Origin of the sequence: Ahniella affigens, assembly GCF_003015185.1 — a bacterium.
Lineage (GTDB): Bacteria > Pseudomonadota > Gammaproteobacteria > Xanthomonadales > Ahniellaceae > Ahniella > Ahniella affigens.
This window is the reverse complement of sequence record NZ_CP027860.1, coordinates 3,710,110-3,729,813: the sequence shown is the minus strand read 5'-3', so window position 1 is coordinate 3,729,813 and position 19,704 is coordinate 3,710,110. Positions and strand designations below refer to the sequence as shown.

At 61.3% G+C, this 19,704-nt stretch carries 12 protein-coding genes, 1 tRNA gene and 1 other RNA gene; 10 read left to right on the top strand and 4 right to left on the bottom strand.

Annotated features, from left to right (window positions below):
• Positions 1–19: 19 nt before the first annotated feature.
• From C7S18_RS14445 to C7S18_RS14425, 5 genes are all read left to right on the top strand, one after another.
• Positions 20–3,115: an efflux RND transporter permease subunit gene (locus tag C7S18_RS14445; RefSeq protein ID WP_170113277.1), complete on the top strand. Its 3,096-nt coding sequence runs from the start codon at positions 20–22 to the stop codon at positions 3,113–3,115.
• Positions 3,112–4,224 (top strand): efflux RND transporter periplasmic adaptor subunit, encoded by a 1,113-nt coding sequence (locus C7S18_RS14440; RefSeq protein ID WP_106892233.1) that lies wholly within the window; start codon positions 3,112–3,114, stop codon positions 4,222–4,224. Before C7S18_RS14445 ends, C7S18_RS14440 begins: the two co-directional genes overlap by 4 nt.
• A 104-nt stretch (positions 4,225–4,328) precedes the next feature.
• The gene (locus tag C7S18_RS14435) at positions 4,329–5,381 is read left to right on the top strand and encodes a sensor histidine kinase (protein ID WP_106892232.1); all 1,053 of its coding nucleotides are present in this window, start codon (positions 4,329–4,331) and stop codon (positions 5,379–5,381) included.
• Positions 5,378–6,172 (top strand): LytR/AlgR family response regulator transcription factor, encoded by a 795-nt coding sequence (locus tag C7S18_RS14430; protein WP_106894041.1) that lies wholly within the window; start codon positions 5,378–5,380, stop codon positions 6,170–6,172. The genes C7S18_RS14435 and C7S18_RS14430 overlap by 4 nt, the downstream gene beginning before the upstream one ends.
• A 359-nt stretch (positions 6,173–6,531) precedes the next feature.
• The gene (locus tag C7S18_RS14425) at positions 6,532–9,822 is read left to right on the top strand and encodes a S8 family serine peptidase (protein WP_170113276.1); all 3,291 of its coding nucleotides are present in this window, start codon (positions 6,532–6,534) and stop codon (positions 9,820–9,822) included.
• A 115-nt stretch (positions 9,823–9,937) separates the two neighbouring features.
• On the opposite strand, the gene C7S18_RS14420 is transcribed toward C7S18_RS14425, so the two are convergent.
• A tRNA-Thr gene (locus C7S18_RS14420) sits at positions 9,938–10,013 on the bottom strand.
• 358 nt (positions 10,014–10,371) lie between these two features.
• Between C7S18_RS14420 and metK the strand changes: the two genes are divergently transcribed.
• A complete protein-coding gene (metK, locus tag C7S18_RS14415; RefSeq protein ID WP_106892230.1) occupies positions 10,372–11,580 on the top strand; it encodes a methionine adenosyltransferase in 1,209 nt (402 codons plus the stop codon).
• A gap of 233 nt (positions 11,581–11,813) precedes the next feature.
• Here the strand turns inward: metK and ssrS are convergent.
• A non-coding RNA gene (gene ssrS, locus C7S18_RS14410) (6S RNA) lies at positions 11,814–11,994 on the bottom strand.
• Between the two features lie 199 nt (positions 11,995–12,193).
• Here ssrS and rho point away from each other — a divergent pair.
• From rho to C7S18_RS14390, 4 genes are all read left to right on the top strand, one after another.
• Complete coding sequence (gene rho, locus C7S18_RS14405; RefSeq protein ID WP_240623905.1) at positions 12,194–13,975, top strand: transcription termination factor Rho; 1,782 nt, start codon at positions 12,194–12,196, stop codon at positions 13,973–13,975.
• Between the two features lie 193 nt (positions 13,976–14,168).
• Complete coding sequence (locus C7S18_RS14400; RefSeq protein ID WP_106892229.1) at positions 14,169–15,314, top strand: hypothetical protein; 1,146 nt, start codon at positions 14,169–14,171, stop codon at positions 15,312–15,314.
• Between the two features lie 268 nt (positions 15,315–15,582).
• Positions 15,583–16,656, top strand: a complete 1,074-nt coding sequence (locus tag C7S18_RS14395; protein WP_106892228.1) for an NAD(P)-dependent alcohol dehydrogenase — start codon at positions 15,583–15,585, stop codon at positions 16,654–16,656.
• Between the two features lie 106 nt (positions 16,657–16,762).
• A complete protein-coding gene (locus C7S18_RS14390; protein WP_106892227.1) occupies positions 16,763–17,632 on the top strand; it encodes a substrate-binding domain-containing protein in 870 nt (289 codons plus the stop codon).
• A 21-nt stretch (positions 17,633–17,653) separates the two neighbouring features.
• On the opposite strand, the gene C7S18_RS14385 is transcribed toward C7S18_RS14390, so the two are convergent.
• A complete protein-coding gene (locus tag C7S18_RS14385; protein WP_106892226.1) occupies positions 17,654–18,901 on the bottom strand; it encodes a serine/threonine protein kinase in 1,248 nt (415 codons plus the stop codon).
• The gene (locus C7S18_RS14380) at positions 18,901–19,497 is read right to left on the bottom strand and encodes an ECF-type sigma factor (RefSeq protein WP_106892225.1); all 597 of its coding nucleotides are present in this window, start codon (positions 19,495–19,497) and stop codon (positions 18,901–18,903) included. The genes C7S18_RS14385 and C7S18_RS14380 overlap by 1 nt, the downstream gene beginning before the upstream one ends.
• Positions 19,498–19,704 lie beyond the last annotated feature (207 nt).

The window sequence follows — 19,704 nt, the reverse complement described above, 5'->3', positions numbered from 1 at the left end:
GACTGACATGGAGGATGCAATGCCCGCGCATTGGACGCAAACTTATCGCGCACAGATCATCGTTGCGTTGCTGCTGCTCTGCGGTGCCGGGGTGATGGCACTGTTCCGCTTGCCGCTGCAGCTGCTGCCTGATCTAGAAGAACCAAGCATCAGCATTTGGACGGCGTGGCCGGGTTCGGCCCCGAGCGAGATCGAACGCGCGATCACGGAGCCGCAAGAGCGCGTGATGCGCGGCTTGGAGGGCTTGTCCGAGATCAGCGCCAATGCGAATGCTGGCAACTCGTTTCTGAACCTTCAATTTGCACCCGGAACCGATCTCGACCCCGTGTTTGTCGAGGTCATCAGTCGCCTGCAGCGCGTCCCCGCGCTGCCGCGCGAGGCGAGTCCGCCGGTGGTGACGCGCGGCAGCGACGGTCCAGAACGCACGCTGATCTACTACTTTGTGCAGATGTTGCCGGGCACAGAAGGCCCCGTTGAGCGTTATCAGGCGCTCGTTGAACAGAAAGTGCTGCCGCGGTTGCAGCAAGTGCCAGGTGTTGCCAGCGCGCGTATCAACAGTGGGCCCGATAGCGAGTTGCGGATCGAGATTGATCCGGTGCGCGCCGCGGCGCTCGGTATTCAACTGCCGAGTCTGGTCGCAACGTTGTCGAGCCTCGACGATGTCTCGGCTGGTGCGGTCGAATTTGGTCGTACGAGTTACACCTTGCGTTTGCATGGTCGCTTTGAGCCGGAAGCGCTCGATCAGCTGCCCGTGGGCCAGATAGATGGTCGGGTCGTGCGTTTGTCGGAGATCGGCCAGGCGCGCTTCCAACGCCCGGACCGTGCGGGCTTTTCGTACCAGAACGGGAATCCGGCGCTCACCTTGCAACTGTTTCGGGAGTCGAACACCAATGTGCTCGACACCTTGGCGCGGCTTGATCAGGAGGTTGCGGCGATTCGCGATGAGGTGCTCACGCCGGCTGGTCTCGCGATGGAAAAGTCCTTCGAGCCGGGCATCTTCATCAAACGTGCGCTCAGCTTTCTTGGTGGCAATCTGGGGCTCGGCCTCGTCGCCGCATTGATCTGCTTGTGGCTGTTCCTGCGCGATGTGCGCGCGACCGTGCTGATTGCCATCGCGGTGCCAGTGTCGCTCTGTTGCACGTTGCTCGTGCTCGCGTTGCTTGGGCGCAACCTGAACATGATCTCGATCGCCGGCTTGGCGTTTGCCGTTGGGATGGTCATGGATGCGGCGATCGTTGTCGTGGAAAGTGCGCTGTCCGAGCAAAAGCGTGGGGCGAGTCTGGTGCAGGCGGCGGTGCAGGGTACGCGCCGTGTCGCGGGCGCACTGGTGGCCTCGACCGTCACGACGGTGGCGGTGTTCCTCCCCGTGCTGGCGCTGAAAGACGTTGAAGGTCAGGTGTTTGCTGACCTCGCGTTGACGATTTCGATTGCGGTCGTCGTATCGCTGGCGGTCGCGCTCTGGGTGGTCCCAGCGTTGTTGCCGATGCTCATTCGGTCGGACGCTGATCGGCGTCTCGATGTCGCCTGGCCAAAGCTCGCGGCGCGTCTCGCTAGTGCTTCAGAACCGACGCGCCGCGCTGTTCCGATTGCGTTGCTCCTGGTGGTCGGGCCGATCCTTGCCGCCATCTGGTTGGCGCCACCACGCGACTATCTGCCGCCCGTCAAACGAGCCGCCGTCGATGCCTTTCTGCAAATGCCGCCAGGCATGGGGGCGGACCGGATCGAGTCCGAACTCGTGCAACCGATCCTTGAGCGCATGCGTCCGTACATGGAAGGCAAGCAGGAGCCGGCGCTCTTGAACTACTACATCATCACGTGGCCGAATGGCGGCACGCTCGGCGCTCGCGTTAAGGACCCGAGTCGGATCGGCGAGTTGGAAACACTCTTGAACGACAAGATTCTGGCCGGCCTGCCCGACATGCAAGCGTTTGCCCGCGAGGGCGAGTTGTTTGGCGCGTTTGGGGGCGGTGCGCGCTCGATCTGGATTCACCTGCGCGGTTCCGAGATCGAGGCACTGCAAACTGCGGCAGCTCGGGCTGAAACCCTGATACGCGCGGCGCTGCCTAATGCCGATGTTCAGACCAATCCGAATGCCGCCGCCGATGCCGTTGAGATTGCCGTGTTGCCGAATGATCAGCGACTTGCGGAGTTGGGGCTGAACCGTGCCTGGTTGGCCGACAGTCTGCGTGTGCTCGGCGATGGTCGGTTTCTCGGCGAGTACTTCGATGGTGAGCGTCGACAGCCCATCCTGCTGCGCGCACCAGCGGCGACGGCATTGGAAGACTTGGCGGCAACGCCGCTGGCCACGCCTGCGGGTGCGGTAGGACTCGGTGAACTCGCGGACCTGTCGCGCACGCGCGCACCCGCAGAGCTGCGTCGGGTGAATTTCAGTCGCGCTGTGACCGTGTCGATTGCACCGAGTGATAGTGAGGCGCTGGAGGACGTGATGGCACTCCTATCTCGGGATGTGCTGCCGACGCTGCGCCGTGACTTGCCCGTCGGCATCAGCCTGGAGGTTGGCGGCAGTGCAGGCAAGCTCGACGCCTTGAGTATGAGCCTGCTCAGCAATCTTGGTCTCGCTTTGTTGTGCCTGGCATTGATCCTGATGTTGCTGCTGCGCTCAGCGTTCGACACCGCAGCGGTGTTGGCCACGTTGCCACTGGCTGCGTTGGGCGGGGTGCTCGGACTTCGCATTCTCGGCTGGTTTGTCCCGCAGCCGCTGGATCTGCTGACGATGATCGGATTCGTCATGTTGCTATCGATGGTGGTCGCGAATGCCGTGCTGTTGGTCAGCGAGACGCGGGCAGCCGAGGCCGACGGCAACAGTCTGGATGCGGCGATCGAAATCGCGCTATCCGAGCGCCTGCGTGCTCTGACGCTTGGTGCTCTGACTGGCGTCGTCGGCGCGCTGCCATTGGCAGTCAGTCCTGGCCCGGCAGCCGCAATCTACCGTGGACTCGCTGCGGTGACCTGCGGCGGCGTGACCTTGTCCTTGTTGCTCGTTGCCGTGCTCATCCCCGCGTTGCTGCACTTGCCGCGCGCCTGGCGCGGACAGCACGAACCCATGAACCTCATCAACACATCGGTGCCATCGCACCTTGGAGTCTCCCCATGAACAAACGTCTTCTGATGGTGTCGTCGATGACGACTGCTGCGCTGCTGCTGGGGGCCATGGTGTCGTCCGCGCAAATGGCCAAACCTACGGTTATCACCGCGCCGGTGACGGAGTCGCCGTTGGCTGCGACCCGGGCCTTGCAGGGCACCGTTGTGCCCGCTGACGAGGCGGCATTGGCCACGCGTTTGTCTGGGCGCCTGAAACAGGTTGCGAACTTGGGGGCGAAGGTCAAAGCGGGTGATGTGGTCGCGCGGCTCGATGACGCACAAGCGGCCTTGGCCGTGCAGCGCGAACAAGCCCGACTCGCGCGTCTGCGCGCCGAACGCGATCTGGCTGATCGCCAGGTGCAGCGTCTGCAGAGTCTCAGTGATGCCATCCCGCTCGCGCAGCGTGATGAGGCGCGAGCGCGTGCGGACGTGCTGAATGCGCAGTTGGCCGAAGCCGAGGTCGCGCTTCGGCTCGCCGAGCTCGATCTCGCCGAGACCACGATTCGCGCGCCATTCGCCGGCGTCGTCAGCGCGCAGATGAAGCATGCGGGCGAGCAGGCCGCAGCCGGCGAGGCCATTGTGCAGCTGACCAACACCGAGCGGCTGGAGCTTGATCTGGCCGTGCCCGTCGATCTGGCGGCTTGGGCAAAACCGGGTGACGCGCTCTTGGTTGGCGAGGGCGACGCAGCGCAACCGGCAGCCGTTCGAGCGCTGGTGCCGGGACCGGCACAGTCGCGTCAATTGCATGCACGTCTGAAGCTGGACCGAATGTTCCGTGATCCGATTGGCGCTGCGCTGTCGGTGCGCTGGCCGAGTGCCAAGGCGCAAGTTGCGCTGACGGTGCCGGCCGATGCGATCGTGCGTCGGCCCGAAGGGACGCATTTGGTCCGCATTCAATCCGGTAAGGCCGAGCGCGTCCCGGTGACGTTGTCTGCCGAAGCGGGGCTGCGCGTTGCCGTCATTGGTGCGGTCAATCCAGGCGATCAAGTGGTGGTTCGCGGCGCCGAGCGCCTGCAGGATGGTGCCGAAGTGCAGGTTCTGGAGGCCACCCAAGTCGCCACGCGGGCAGGCGTGGCACCCGGTGGCCGCTGCGTGGGGCTGACACCATCGAGCAGTTGTTGAGGCATGGACCGACTGGCGTCAAGGTTCGCCAGCGATGCGCCCAGAAGCACCGCTGATACGCCGAGCGGTGCCCAGGCGGGCCCCAATGGCGTTAACCTTCGCCCATGAACACCATGTTTCGCTTGCATTTCTGGCCCTTGCAGATCCTGGGCTGGTCGGCCTATTTGCTCGTCAACTACTTGTCTGCGGTCGCGCACGGCAAGACGTTCGACTATCTCGACGTCTCGCTGACAATCAGTGTTGGCGGCTTTCTGCTCACGTGGCCGTTGCATCACGTTCTGAAGCGGATCTGGCAGTGGTCGCCGTGGCGGCTGTTGCGGGTGCTGGTGCCGTGCTTTGTGCTGGTCACTGTCACGATGGGCTTTATCAGTGCCTTTTCGGTGCAGACCTACTGTCCGAACGAGTGCGTGCCCCGCAACGTGTACGGCTATCTTGCGTATTCTGGCTCGGCGGCAATGGTCGTGATGAGCTGGATCGGGCTCTGGTTCGGAATTCGGTTGCAGCGCGCGTATAGCGAGGAGCGGCAACGGGTGCTGCAGGCCAACCAGCAGGCCCACGAAGCGCAGCTGAAAATGCTGCGCTACCAGCTCAATCCGCATTTCCTGTTCAATACGCTCAATGCCATCGCCACATTGGTGTTGGAACAATCGAACGACACCGCCGAGCGAATGCTTGGGGCTCTGAGTCGATTCCTCCGCTATACGTTGGAGCAGGAGCCGCAGCAGCGGGTGCCATTGCAGCGAGAAATGGAAATCCTCAATCTGTATCTGGGGATCGAGAAAATGCGCTTTCCAGATCGGCTGCAACTCGACATCCGTCTTGATCCAGCCCTGGATCAAGCGCTGGTGCCGAGTCTGATTCTGCAGCCACTGGTGGAGAATGCCATCAAGCACGCCGTCGCGCGCTCCGAGCGCGCGTGCACGTTGCAGATTCATATCAGCCGCGAGGGCCAGTTGTTGCGATTGCGCGTCGCGGATGACGGTCCGGGGTGTGATCCCAAAGTGATTGCTGAAGGCTGCGGCGTCGGGCTTCGCAATACCCGCGAGCGCCTGCAAACGCTGTATGGCTCGGCACAACAGTTGTTGGTCAGCGAGCGGCCCGAAGGTGGTGTGGCGGTCGAGATTACGCTGCCGTTGCAATGGGCCGCGCCGCGATGAGCCCGATCCGCTGCTTGTTGATCGACGACGAACCGCTGGCGCGCCGCGGCTTGCGCCTCCGTCTCTCGCAACTTCTGCAGAGCGAGCCCGAGCTCGGCCCGCTCGACGTGATCGGTGAAGCCAGCAATGGCCGCGAAGGCTTGGCGCTGATCGAGGCCGACGCACCGGATCTGGTGTTTCTGGACATTCAGATGCCTGGCCTCGACGGCTTTCAGATGTTGGCCGCGTTGCCGGTGGCGCAGTGGCCACTGGTTATTTTCGTGACCGCGTACGATCACTATGCGCTCGATGCGTTCCGAGTTCATGCGGTCGATTACTTGTTGAAGCCGGTTGATGCGGAACCCCTTCGCGCCGCGTTGATCCGAGCGCGCAAGTTGCTGCCCAATCGCGTCGACCCCGACGCTGACAACCACGCGGCGCTGATGAATCTGGTTGGCGCCGAACGGGGTCTGAGTCTCGCCGAAACCCAGGACGATCGGCTGACGTTGAAAGACGGCAACAGCCTCATTCGGATCCCGATTCAAGACATCCAGTGGATCGATGCCGCCGGCGACTACGTTGTTGTCCACACGGCAAATGGCAATCACATCGCCCGTGCGAGCCTCCGCGAACTCGAAGACCGCCTACCTCCGGAACGCTTCGCTCGGATTCATCGCTCCACCATCGTGGCGATCAGCGCCGTGCAACGCCTCCGCCCGCATCAAAACGGCGAGTACTTCATCGACCTGGATGGCGGCAAAGAACTGAAACTGTCCCGCGGGTATCGCACGCAGATTGAGCGGTTTGTCTGATCCAAAAGCCAATCGGCGGCCAAAGCAGGGCTGCTGGTGTTCGGCCCGACGCGTCTACCTCATCCTGTAGACGGAGGTTCACTGACCGTCAGCCTGATAAAAATTCAGGGCCGGGCTCTTGTCTATTGGTCAAGGCGTTCGATTTTTTTGCCGTGGACATGACCATCCCAGGTCCCAATGCTTCAGGAACGTGAGTGTCGGGTGCAAACCTGTGGCACTCCCCTTGGAGCCGTTCGCATTCTGATTCAAGTGGAGTTCTTGCTATGTCACTACGCAATTCGCGTCCTATCCTCACTCTTGCAATTCTTGCGTCTTTGTCCAGTGGCTCCGCGTTTGCTGCCTCGACGCCGGAACGTGTGATGATTCTCTCTCGTGATTCCGCCGCTGCCGACGTCGCGAAATCGGCCGGCTCCTGGGCCGAGGACTATGGTTCCTTCATCGTGGTTGGCGTCGATCAGGGGCAGGCAAAAGCACTGACCTCGGGCAATCACGGGGTATTGCTTGATGGGCACATCTACACCCGTGGCCGCAGCTTCGATCCACTGGTCGACAATCTGCGTGCGAAGACCTCTAACCCGCGAGCCTACAAGGAGAGCCTGAATAGTTCCGGCGAAGATTTTATCGTGCAGTTTTCAGCGCCAGTTCGGGACGAGTGGCTTCAGGACCTTCGTATGGCGGGGCTGACGGTGGTCAACTACCTCCCTACCGATGCGTTTCTCGTGCACGGCAAGCCCGATCAGGTCATGGCTTTGGTGTCCCATCCACGCATACGCTGGGTGGGCGCTTATGAGCCGATAGACCGTCTTGGTCCGGCGCTCGATTACGTGTTCGCCGACGCTGAGACCATGCAGAAGCGAACATTTAATGCGCCGCCTCCGAAGAGCGTTTCCCGATATGAGATTGCGTTCGCAAAGTACACGACGATGATGGAAGTCTTGTCGTCGGTAGGAACCCTTGGCGGTCAGGTCCGGCAGTACATGGACTTGCCAAATAGCTATTTCGACTTGGTTCGCGTCGACCTGCCAGCCGAGAAACTGGCCGATGTCGCTAGGCTGAAAGGCGTGATATCGATCGATCCGTACATTGCGCCGACCGCGGAAGATGAACGTGCGGCACAGATTGTTGCCGGCAACTTTGTCAATGCGACGACAGTGTCGCCTCCTGGTTACGACCCGCTGACGCAATTCACGGTGGACGGCACCAGCGTGACGGTGGCCATTGTCGACGATGGCATTGGTATTCCTGGTGATGGCGGCTTCTATGTCACGGCCGCGAACGCCGTCAATGCCAACCTTCGCGGTGCAGCCGCTGGCGCAGACGGACATGGGCACCTTCAGGCCAGCATCATCGCAGGCACGACACCTTTTTCGACCTTGGATCCGGGTGGCTACAACTACGGCTTGGGTGTCGCACCCAAGGCGCATGTGATCAACATCCCTCTGCTGCGCACGGGCTATGGCGGTTCCGAAGCCGATACTGCCAATGACGCGGTGACGACCGCGGGCCCGAATGGCGTGCTCGGAACGATCAGCAACAACTCCTGGGGCGCTGGTACAAATTCCAATGCATATGACTCGCTCGCTGCCGCCTACGACGGCTTCGTTCGCGATGCTTCCGCCGGTTCCTCGATAGACGAACTGATGGTGGTGTTTTCGGCAGGCAATTCGGGACCGACTGCGAACTCACTGACCCGTCCAAAGGTCGCCAAGAATGTGCTGACTGTCGCGGCCAGCGAGAATGTGCGTCCAACCAGTCCATCCTCAACGGGTTCTACCAGTCCCGCTGATAATTTGGAACAACTCCCGGACTTTTCCAGCCGTGGCCCCGCTGCCGATCAGCGCATCAAGCCCGACATTGCCGCGCCTGGTGATGCCATTACGGGCGGTCGTTCTGGCCCAGATGTGTTGTTCGGAAACATTGATACGTTTCACCGCATCAGCAGTGGTACGTCGCATGCAGCGCCGCAGATTGCTGGTGCTGCGGCGTTGTTTTCTGAGTATTGGAAGGACCGTAACGCTGGTGATTCGCCAAGCCCGGCCCTGATCAAGGCAGCCTTGATCAACGGCACGGTCGACATGTCGGGCACAGGCGCCACTGCTGCCATTCCGAATGGCAACGAGGGATGGGGGCGTGTCAATTTGAAGAACGTAATGAACGACATCGTGACCGAGTATGTGGATCAATCGGTACCGCTGCAAACCCCAGGTGAGGAATACACGTTCAATGGCGCCATCGCCGACGGTGGCAAGGACTTGCGAATCGCGCTGGTGTGGACGGATCCGCCTGGCACCGTCGATCCGGCATTGGTCAACAATTTGGATCTGGAAGTCACGCTGAATGGCACCCTCTATCGTGGCAATGTGTTCACGGCGGGGGTCTCCGCCACCGGTGGCGCGGCCAATACACGCGATAACGTAGAGCGTGTGTATCTGCCCGTGGGCAGCTCAGGTCTCTCGTCCGGCGCGACCCTCCAAGTCAAGGTCCGGGCGACGGGATTGAACGGAGATGGCATTCTCGGTGGCGCCGATACGACCGACCAGCACTTCGCGCTGGTCTGCAGCAACTGTGTGGCCGAGCCAGGGTTCGCCTTGACTACCAGCCCCACAAACGCATCAGTGTGTGCAGGTACCAATGTGTCGCAATCGCTGGATGTGTCACCGATTCTCGGCTTCAACGCACCCGTTGATCTGACTGCAACCGGTTTGCCGGCACCTGGTACCGTCAATTTTACCCCGTCGACCATTGCGGCGTTGCCTGGTAGCGCCTTGCTCCAGATCGGTTCTGCTGGGGTTGGTACTGGTGACTATGCCATCGCCTTGACGGGCACGTCTGGCGTGGTCGTGCGCAACACGAATTTCAATCTGCACGTATCGTCTGCGGTGCCAGCTACCCCAACATTGACCGCCCCCGCCGATACTGCTGTGGGCGTGCCCACGTCGCCCGTCTTGACCTGGGCCGTCGTACCGGACGCTGCTTCCTATACTGTTGAAATTGCCACTGATGTGAATTTCTCCAACATCGTGGATTCAGAAACCGTAACCGGCAACAGTTATGCGGTCACCCCTGCTCTCAATACCCAGACCACTTATTATTGGCGCGTGCGGGCCACCAACGCCTGCGGCAGCAGTGTTCTGAGTAGTGTGCGGAGCTTTGCAACAGAAGCCCTTGTCTGCTTCACGGGTTCGTTATCGATTCCAGATAATACGCCTGCCGGCGTCTCGTCGAATATCGTGATTCCCGCAGGTGGACCTGCAATTTCCGGTCTGAAGCTCAGAGTCGAAGTGACGCACACCTACATCGGTGATCTGGTGATCAGTTTGGCTAAGAATGGTGGCGCGGCCGTCAATGTGATCAATCGGCCGTTGCGCGCTTCGGGGAGTGGCTCCTGCAATGTGGCGAACATTGCGGCAAATTTCCTGATGTCGTCCAGTACGACTTCGGGCACCTGCGCCGCTTCGCCGCCTGCTTTCGGAGGTGATGTGCAACCAATTGCCACGTTCGTGCCGTTTGATGGTGCGAGCGAAGGTACCTGGACCTTGAAGATCGTCGATGCAGCCAATCTTGACGTCGGTACCTTGACCCGCTGGTGTATTGATCTTCCTGGGCCATCCCAGCCGACCGATATCCTGTTCAAGAATGACTTTGAATGAAGATCGTTCTGCTCGGCAGGCTGGCAACAGCCAGTCTGCCCGAGCAACTGACAATCCGTGCGCAAAAACAAAAAACCCCGCAGGCGCGGGGTTTTTCGTTGCTTCGAGGCGGGAATGGTGCCGGAAATAGGAATCGAACCTACGACCTCATCATTACGAATGACGCGCTCTACCAACTGAGCTATTCCGGCATTCCCGAGAAGGGCGCGAATTCTAGCGGGCTTTGAAATCTTCCTGCAAGCGGGGTCGACTTTGGTGTTTCTGTAAAAGGGCCAACTTGGAAGACGACGTTCTGTAGGCTGGTCATTGCCAAGGCGATGCCGCGGCTCCCTGTGATACGACAGGTAAAGTGCTTGTTCGCCAATGGGTTAGATGAAATCGGGCGCTAGCCGCTAGCGAGTTGTAACCGAGTCCGGCGTACTGGCTGAGAAGCGCGCCCAAAGCGAACCTGAACGGCGGCTGCTAAACTGCTTGCACGGGGCCCCGAGCCCGCTATCATGCGCGGCCCTGAATTTATCCTTCCATCCGAATATAAGGATATCGAAAGCGATGTCGAGCTATCTGTTTACCTCCGAGTCCGTGTCCGAAGGTCATCCGGACAAAATCGCCGACCAGATCAGCGATGCGGTTCTGGACGCCATTCTGGCCCAGGACAAGCGCGCTCGCGTGGCCTGCGAAACGATGGTCAAGACCGGCGCGGCCATCGTCGCGGGCGAGATCACCACGAATGCCTGGGTCGACATCGAGTCGCTCGCACGCAAGGTGATCAACGATATCGGTTACAACAACTCGAACGTCGGCTTCGATGGCCATACGTGCGCGATCATCAACATGATCGGCAAGCAGTCGCCGGACATCAACCAAGGTGTCGACCGCAAGAGCCCGGAAGAGCAGGGCGCGGGTGACCAGGGCCTGATGTTTGGCTATGCCTGCAACGAAGCGCCGGAATTCATGCCGGCGCCGATTTACTACTCGCACCGTCTGGTCGAGCAGCAGGCCAAGATTCGCAAGAAAAAGAACTCGCCGCTGCCTTGGCTGCGCCCGGATGCCAAGTCGCAGGTCACGTTGCGTTATGACGGCAACAAGATTGCCGGCATCGACGCGATCGTGCTGTCGACGCAACACGACGAGACCGTCAAGCAGAAGCACCTCGTTGAAGGCGTGATGGAAGAAATCATCAAGCCGGTGCTGCCCGCCAAGCTGATCGACAAAAAGACCAAGTTCCACATCAACCCGACCGGCAAGTTTGTCATCGGTGGCCCGGTGGGCGACTGCGGTCTGACGGGTCGCAAGATCATCGTCGACAGCTACGGCGGCATGGCTCGTCACGGTGGTGGTGCGTTCTCGGGCAAGGATCCGTCGAAGGTCGACCGCTCGGCAGCGTACGCAGCGCGTTACGTGGCCAAGAACATCGTCGCCGCGGGCCTCGCCGACAAGTGCGAAGTTCAGGTCAGCTACGCGATTGGCGTGGCCGAACCGACTTCGATTTCGGTGACGACGTTTGGCACCGGCAAGATCGAAGACGCGCAGATCGAAAAGCTGATCCGCGCGCACTTTGATCTGCGCCCGTACGGCATCATCAAGATGCTCGACCTGATCCACCCGGTGTATCAGGCTACCGCGAGCTACGGTCACTTTGGTCGCAAGCCTTACGAAGCCGAGTACACCGACGCCGCCGGCAAGAAGGTCAAGGCCACCGCGTTCTCGTGGGAAAAGACCGATCGCGCCGAAGCACTGAAGAAGGCCGCGAAGCTGTAATTTGCATCGGCGCAGTCAACGTGTGTCGCGAAAAACCGCCAGCCAACTGGCGGTTTTTTGTTGCGCGTCTCTCGATCAGGTGGTGTCTGTTTAATTGATCAACCACCGCAATTGGCCGCGCACGACGCCGATTGCCCGGAACGGGCAATATGATCTCGGTGACGGCGAATCGACTCGTTTGGTGCGCCAATGGCAGCACGCGTTGCGGTGAACGACCGCAGCTAAAAAGAGAACACCGCCCGCCGTGCCGTAGCACTGGCGTCGACCTTGATCCCTAGGATCAGGTGGGAAGGCTCGCCGGTCTTTAGGCTTTCCGCTCGTGACGGACTTGCGCACCAACCGGCACTACGATCCCGAGGTCGAATTATGGGACAAGGCAAATGAAGCCAGGGCCCTCGAACACGGCAGAACGGTGCCGGGGTAGTGTACCGGGCCTGATTCTGGCTGTCTCTCGACTTTGCTCACTTTACGACAGTCGATTCACCCTGCTATGGTTCGCTACCAGATGCGCCGCCCCCTGCGGCCACCATGGCGACGCGACGTCAGTGCTCGCCGCCATCCTGATCAGGGCGAAACGTCCTGATCCAAGTCAGAACTCCAGACAAGAATCCCCATGAAACGAAAGAGCGCACCGATGCGCGATACCGACGTGCTTGACTCGCCGCAGCAAAGCGGCGGTGAATCCCAACCAGATGCCCCTCCAGCTGAACCAACGCGTCGTCGAGGCGCAGCGGCACACGCTCAGGCTGCCGCTGCAGCCGCTGCGGCACAGGCATCTGCCGCAATACCCGCGCCAACTCCGGCGCCAGCCCCAGCGCCCGTCGTCAGCGCGCCCGCGGCACCTCCGCCCGCGAACGACGGTTTGGCCGACGGCAATGACCAAGGCGGCGACGGCGATGGTCCCGATGGTGCCGAAGGTGGCGCGGACGGTGGCGAAGGCGGACAAGAGGGCGGTGATCGCCCACGCCGCGACCGCCATCGTCGCAAGAGTCGCTTTGAGCGCCGACGTGAACGGATTGAGCGCGAGCGGGCCGAAATGGAAGGTGGTGGCGACGCCGGTGAAGGCAGCGACGCCCCACCGCAACGCGAATTCCAGCCGCGGACGAGCTACAACATCCCCTCCGATGCCCCGAAAACCCTGAACGACCTGCGCCGGATGAATGCCGGGCAACTGGTCGATCTGGCCGAGCGCATCGGTATTCAGGAAGGCATTGCCCGTCAGCGAAAGCAGGACATCACGTTCTCGTTGTTAAAAATTCTGACGCGCACAGGCGAGGGTATCGACGCTGAGGGCGTGCTCGAAATCCTGCAGGACGGTTTCGGCTTCCTGCGCGCCTTTGATTCGTCGTATCTCGCTGGTCCAGACGACATTTATGTCAGCCCGAGCCAGATCCGCCGCTTCAACCTGCGCACCGGCGATTTCATCACCGGCAAGATCCGCTCGCCGAAAGACGGCGAACGCTACGTTGCGCTGTTCAACGTCGACCAGATCAATGGCGAACCGCCCGAAGCGTCGCGCGGCAAGGTGCTGTTCGAAAACCTGACGCCGCTGTTCCCGCGCGAGCCGTTCCATCTTGAACGCGGCAATGGCTCGTCGGAAGACATCACGGGTCGCATTCTCGACCTGATTTCGCCGGTCGGCAAAGGTCAGCGTGGTCTGATCGTGTCGCCGCCGAAGGCCGGTAAGACGATGATGCTGCAGAACATCGCGCAGGCCATCGTGCACAATCATCCGGAAGTGCATCTGATCATTCTGCTGATCGACGAACGTCCGGAAGAAGTGACCGAAATGCAGCGCTCGGTGCGTGCCGAAGTCATCAGCTCGACGTTCGACGAGCCAGCCGCACGTCACGTGCAAGTAGCCGAAATGGTGATCGAGCGCGCCAAGCGCCTGGTCGAGCACAAGAAGGACGTGGTCATTCTGCTCGACTCGATCACGCGTCTGGCCCGCGCCTACAACACCGTCGTGCCGGCTTCCGGCAAGGTGCTGACGGGCGGTGTCGATGCCAACGCCTTGCAGCGTCCGAAGCGCTTCTTCGGCGCCGCGCGCAAGGCCGAGGAAGGTGGCTCGCTGACGATTCTCGCCACCGCGCTCGTTGATACGGGCTCGAAGATGGACGAAGTGATCTACGAAGAGTTCAAGGGCACCGGCAACATGGAAGTGCACATGGACCGCCGCATCACCGAAAAGCGCGTCTATCCGGCCATCAATATCAACCGCTCGGGTACTCGCCGCGAAGAGCTCCTGATCGCGCCAGACCTGTTGCAGAAGATCTGGATTCTCCGAAAGCTGTTGCATCCGATGGACGAACTGGCGGCCGTGGAATTCCTGCTCGACAAGATGAAAGACACCAAGACCAACGACGAGTTCTTCCGCTTCATGAAGCGCGGTTGATTCGATCTGGTTCAGTGATCAACGCAACAAGGCGCCTTCGGGCGCCTTGTTGCGTTGGTGGGTCGGCACCCTCCAGCATGCGTGAATGTCGGTGCATCGCCATGTGTTCGAGCCGAAAACGCATCGTCACCCTTGCGGACGACCGCCGTTTCTCTGAGCATCACCAGCATGCGTGACCGTCGGGAGAGCGGGTATGTGGTTTCTGTTTGGCGTGGTGACACTGACGCTCGCCGTCATCGGATCGTTCTGGCTGCGCCGGCAATCCGGCTGGGTGGGCGAGTCGGTCGCCGTCGTTGATGCCGAAGGTCGGACGCACGAGTATCAGTGGCAGGAATCCAAGCACAAGGGCAAGCCCGTCGGATTTCGGATCGGCGTGCTGACGCCGGCTGCGTATCAGTTCCGATTGCTGCAGGAGGGCTGGTTGCAACGCTTCGGCGCGAGCCTTGGCATTGGTGCCGAGCAGACGGTCGGCGATTCGGCCTTCGACCAGGCATTCTTCATTGATTCCGATGATCCGCGGGTCGGACAGGCGTTGCGACGATCCATCGCGGCGCGGCGAGCGCTGCTCGATCTGCGCAATCAAATGCCGGGGTTGGGCGGCGTGCTCGTCCGCGTGACGGCATTTCGTGGTCGCCTCTGGATCGACGTGAGCTCACGCCAGGCGATTCCCGATGCCACGACGCGACATGCGATCGTGATGCAGCTCTTGCAGTTCGATGATGCCCTGCGCGAGCAGGAAGTCGGATCAGCCGCTGTCCGCGACCCGTTCCTATTCCGCGCGATATTGTTTTTGGCGCTCAGCACTGGCCTTGCGATATTTGGACTGGTCGGGTTGGCGCGACTCGGCAGCGCGCGCATGGACCTCGATTCCGGTTCGCTCTGGCTGCAAGCCGTTGGCGCTGGAATCGTGCTGTGCCTGGGGTTGTCGTTTGCGGCACTGAAGACGTTGCAGCAAAGCAGCCGCGCGTACCGTGTCCTGGCCGAATTGCTGACTATCGGCTTATTTGGCTCGATTCTGAGTAGCCATGCGCTGATCTTCGAATTCAATCGCGACTTCGATTCCGGCGTGCCGACCGTTTATGCGGGGCTCAAGGCCCATGTCCGGTCGGAAACCTATAAGTGCGGTAAACATCGGCGTAGCACCTGTACGCGGCACATCTTGAAGCTTGATGGCGATTGCCCACCTGAAATTCGGGAGCTTCGTATTTCGTCGAATCTTGCCAGTCAGTTGCGCGTGGCGTCGACGGTCCAGGTTGAGGTCAAACCGGGTGCGCTCGGCGGCCGTTGGATCAGCGAGATACGGCCAGAGATGCGGCTTGACGACCGGCGTCCGGAGTAACAGTTGATGCGACGTAGCAACCTGGCACACGATTGTCTGCACAGTTCCGAGGGTTTTGGCGTTTGCCCCGAAGAGACAGGGCTATTGGGCCCGGCATGATCGCGAATCCGACTCCATCCAAGAGCACGTTCCGATCGGCCTCCGAGCGCCTTGTCTTCGGCGCGCCATCCCCACCTCAGTCAGGCTTCCTAGTCTGGACAGGAGACCACGAGGTCCGGGCCAACGTGGGCTGGCGCGCTGTACCGGCCTGGCAACTTTGAGGGGTCACATGAACGACACCGACACGACCGGGTTGCAACCCATCCGCAGACCCGAGCCACGCGAGTTGGACATGACGCAAGCCTACGTTGCCGCCGGGCCAGGCGCGCCCATGAACGTGCAATGGATCGATCTCGGACCGCTCGCCGCAGACCAAGTCGAAGTGGCGGTTGAGCATTGTGGACTCTGCCGTTCGGACTTGGCGATGTGGCACAACGAATGGGGTCTCACGCGTTTTCCGTTTGTCGCGGGTCATGAGGTGGTTGGTCGGGTGACCCGAGTGGGCGCGTCGGCGCGCGGGCTTGTGCCAGGGCAACGGGTCGGTCTGGGTTGGAACAGCGGTTCGTGCCTGTGCTGCAACGCTTGCCGAAGTGGCCAGTTGCAGTATTGCCCTGATCGCCAGCGCTTGCTCGTGCAGGGGCGCGGTGGTTTTGCGGCCAAGGTTCGCACGCAGTGGACCTGGGCGTTTCCGATACCCGATACGTTGCCAGCCGCCGATGTGGCGCCGCTGTTCTGTGCGGGCATCACAGTGTTCAGCCCGATTCGGCGTTACGCGCAGCCTGTCCATCGGACTGCGGTCGTCGGCGTCGGCGGCCTGGGACATCTCGCCATCCAGTTTCTGCAGCGCTTCGGCTGTGCGGTCACGGCGTTTGTCGATGCCGAAGGCGATCTGGCGCAGATCCACGAGTTTGGCGCGCAGCGCGTGCTGCCGAGCGGGCTCGATGCAGGTTCGATTCGAACCGCTGGTCCATTTGACTTGATTCTCGTTTGCACTGGCGGCGAGATCGATCTGGAGCCTTACGCGGCCGCACTCGCGCCAGCTGGTCGTTTGCATGTGTTAGGGGCTAATACGCGGCCGCTGGGCTTCTCCGCAGATCTGCTGATGGATGTGGGCGCGGCAGTCGGTTCCTCGGCGATCGGCAGCCCGGGCGAGATGCTGGAAATGCTGGCGTTCTCGGCCCGCCACCGCATCGTGCCCATGGTGGAGCATCTGCCGATGCGTGCACTACCCGAAGCCATCGCCCGTCTCCAGGCTGGCAAGGCACGTTACCGCATCGTGTTGGATGCCGATTTCGAGTCATAGTTATCAGCGCGGTTGCAACGTGTTCTGGCAACCGCCGGCAAGCCCGTTACACTGCACCTGATCCCACTCAGTTCTTGTTGCCCTTGTGAATCGTGACGCGCTGACCATGATGTTGAATCTGCTACGCAGCGGCTCGCTGGAGTCGACCGTGCAGAGCACCGGTGAGCACCTGGATGCGGTGGTCGCGCAATTGCGCGCGATCGAGCAGGAACTCGGCGCACGTTTGTTCCGGTTTGTCAGCGGCAGCACGCACCGGATCGAACCAACCGTTGCGGGCCGCCGGTTTCTGCAGCGTGCGCCGGGGTTGATCAACCAGCAGCGACTGTTCGAGGAATCACTCAACGGACCATCGGACCCGGGCGCGTTGCGCGTGTTCGCCTCGCACTATCTCGCGTCGTATCTGCTGATCGACTTGCTACCAGCCTATCGGCGACTCCAGCCGAACAGTCGCGTTCGCGTGAGTGTGCGCACCGAGCAGCAGATTCTCGGGGCGATGCTGCAAGCCGATGAGTGTTCGCTGGGGCTTTCGGCTCCGGTCGAATTTCCGGAGCAGGTCGAGTATCGGCACTGGTTCGACATGAACTGGTTTCTGGTAGTGCCCGATCACCACGCGCTGGCCAGCGCCTCGGTGATCAGCCTCGCCGATCTCGCGAACGAAAGCCTGATTCTGTTCGAGCCGGGCTCAACCGGCCGACAACATGTCCTAGAAGCATTTCACGCGGCCGAAGTGCAACCCAGGATTGGCATGCAGGCAACGACGACGGCGATCATTTTGCAAATGATCGAGGCCGGTCTCGGAGTGTCTGTTCTGCCGTTGTTGCCCTGCGGTCGGGCCACGGCGGGCAAGGCGCTCAAGGTCATTCCCATCAGCGAGCCCATTCAGGCGATCCAGTCGGGTATTTTCATTCCGACGATCTGGCTGCAAGACCCACAGGTGCAGTGCTTCGTGGAACTGGCAAGACGCTGCGAGTTGTGAGCGTGCGCGCTGCCCGTCGCATCACTTCGGAACAATCATCTTGAGGGTTGGTGCTGGCGCTGGTGGCGTCTTTGCCTGCAAGGCGCGGCGCAACGCCAAATTGTCGAGCAACAGCGCCACGATCAATAGCAGAATCAGGCTCGCGCCGAGCACTGCCCAAGGATGCCGCCCAACGAATCGACGTAGCAGGTATGTTCGCGTCCAGGGCAGGGCACTGACGGGCATGCCGTGTTGCCACGCGCGCAGGTCAAAGAGCAACGACTGGACGTCGGCGTAGCGGCGGGTCGGATTCGGATGCAGACAAGCCAGTACGATGGCGTCCAACTCGCCCTTCAGCGCCGGCCGTATCGTGCCGACGTCGGGATCAAGGCTCGGCGCCCGAATCTGCTCTGAATCCGGTTGTTCAAGCAGGTCATGCGTGTTGTCCGTTCGCCTCGATGGCGGCAGGTGGCCGAGCAACAGCCAATAGAGCAGCAGGCCGAGCGCAAACACATCGGTCGACGTGCCAGCGCTGCCGCCTTTCAGTAGCTCTGGCGCCGCAAAGGCGGGCGTGAACGCACGCTGCTTGGCGTCCTGATTGCCCCAGGCGGCGATCAGGCGAGAGACGCCGAAGTCGATGAGATGGACTTGATCCTTTGCATCGATCAACACGTTGGCGGGTTTCAGATCGCCATGCACAATCAACTGGGCATGTGCCGCCGCGACTGCTTCGCAGAGTTGCACCATGATGCGCATGCGGCGCTTCAAGTCTGGCTGCTGCGCGGTGCGCCAGTGCTGCAACGACTGGCCTTGAATCAATTCGGTGACGAGAAACGACACGCCTTCCTTGGACACGCCGCCGTCCAGCAGTCGTGCAATGTTCGGGTGGTTGAGCCGGGACAGCAGCCGGCGCTCATGCGCAATCTGCCAATGCTCGGACTCCTGACCCGAGCGGAGGACTTTCAATGCGCCCAGTTGTTCGTACGCGCCATCATTGCGTTCGACGCGATAGACCGAACTGAAGCCGCCCTCGCCCAAATTGTCGAGAATGCGCCAGCGCGCTACCGCGCGACCAGGCGCCAGTGGCAAGCGGTGACGACCACTGTTGTCGAGGAATCCTTCGGAGGCATCAATCGCGCGCAACCAGCGCTTCAGTGTGGCGGCCTTGCCAGAATTGCCGCGTGCCAGGGTTTCGATCGCTGCGGGCCGCATGCCGGCCGGCAAGTCCAACAGACGATCCAACTCGTCTTCGGAGATGCCGGAGGGCAGGGCGCGATCGTCACCGGCCATCAGGCACCGCCCAGATGCATGAGTAGCCACGCGCGCGCCTTGAGCCAGTCGCGGCGCACCGTGCTTTCCTCAACGCCGAGTGCCTCGCCGGCTTCCTGATCATCGAGACCGCCGAAGTACCGCAACTCCACGACTTTTGCGGCGCGCGGCATGATCAGTCGGAGCTGTTCCAACGCTTTGTCGACCGCGAGAATCTCGTCGATCTTCAGCTGCGCGCTCGGTGTGTCGAGCGCGGCGTCCAGTGATTCATGCTCGACCCCCGCGCCGCGCTTCTGTGCCACTTGCATACGCGCATAGTCAAGCAGGATTTGCCGCATCGCTTTGGTCGCGGTCGCAAAGAAGTGCTTGCGATCGTTGAACTGCGAATCGGAGTGGACGAAGCGGAGATAGGCTTCGCTGATCAAAGCGGTGGTCGACAGCGTCGGTGAGGCATTGACCGAAACGCGTTCGGAATGGGCAATGCGCCGCAGATCGGCCTGTGCCTCGCGAATCCACTCGGACAATCGATCCGGCCGCAAATCACGCGTCGAGGCCAGCGCCTCGACCACTTTCTGCACCGAAATCTCGTCCGGTTCCAACAACGACTCATTGACCACTTACTTGACTCCCGACGGCCGCGGGTCTGTGTGATGCCCACTTGGCATTCTCGATTTTAACAGGCCGGACCGAGCGCGTTCGGACCTCGATCTCGGAATGCGCGACGCAACCAGAACATCCACTCGCCGGTTCGTTCGCGCGCCACCGCCACGCGGTGCCGACTCGATGCCGTGCATTGCGTTTGCCCGCAAAAGCGGCGAATTGCA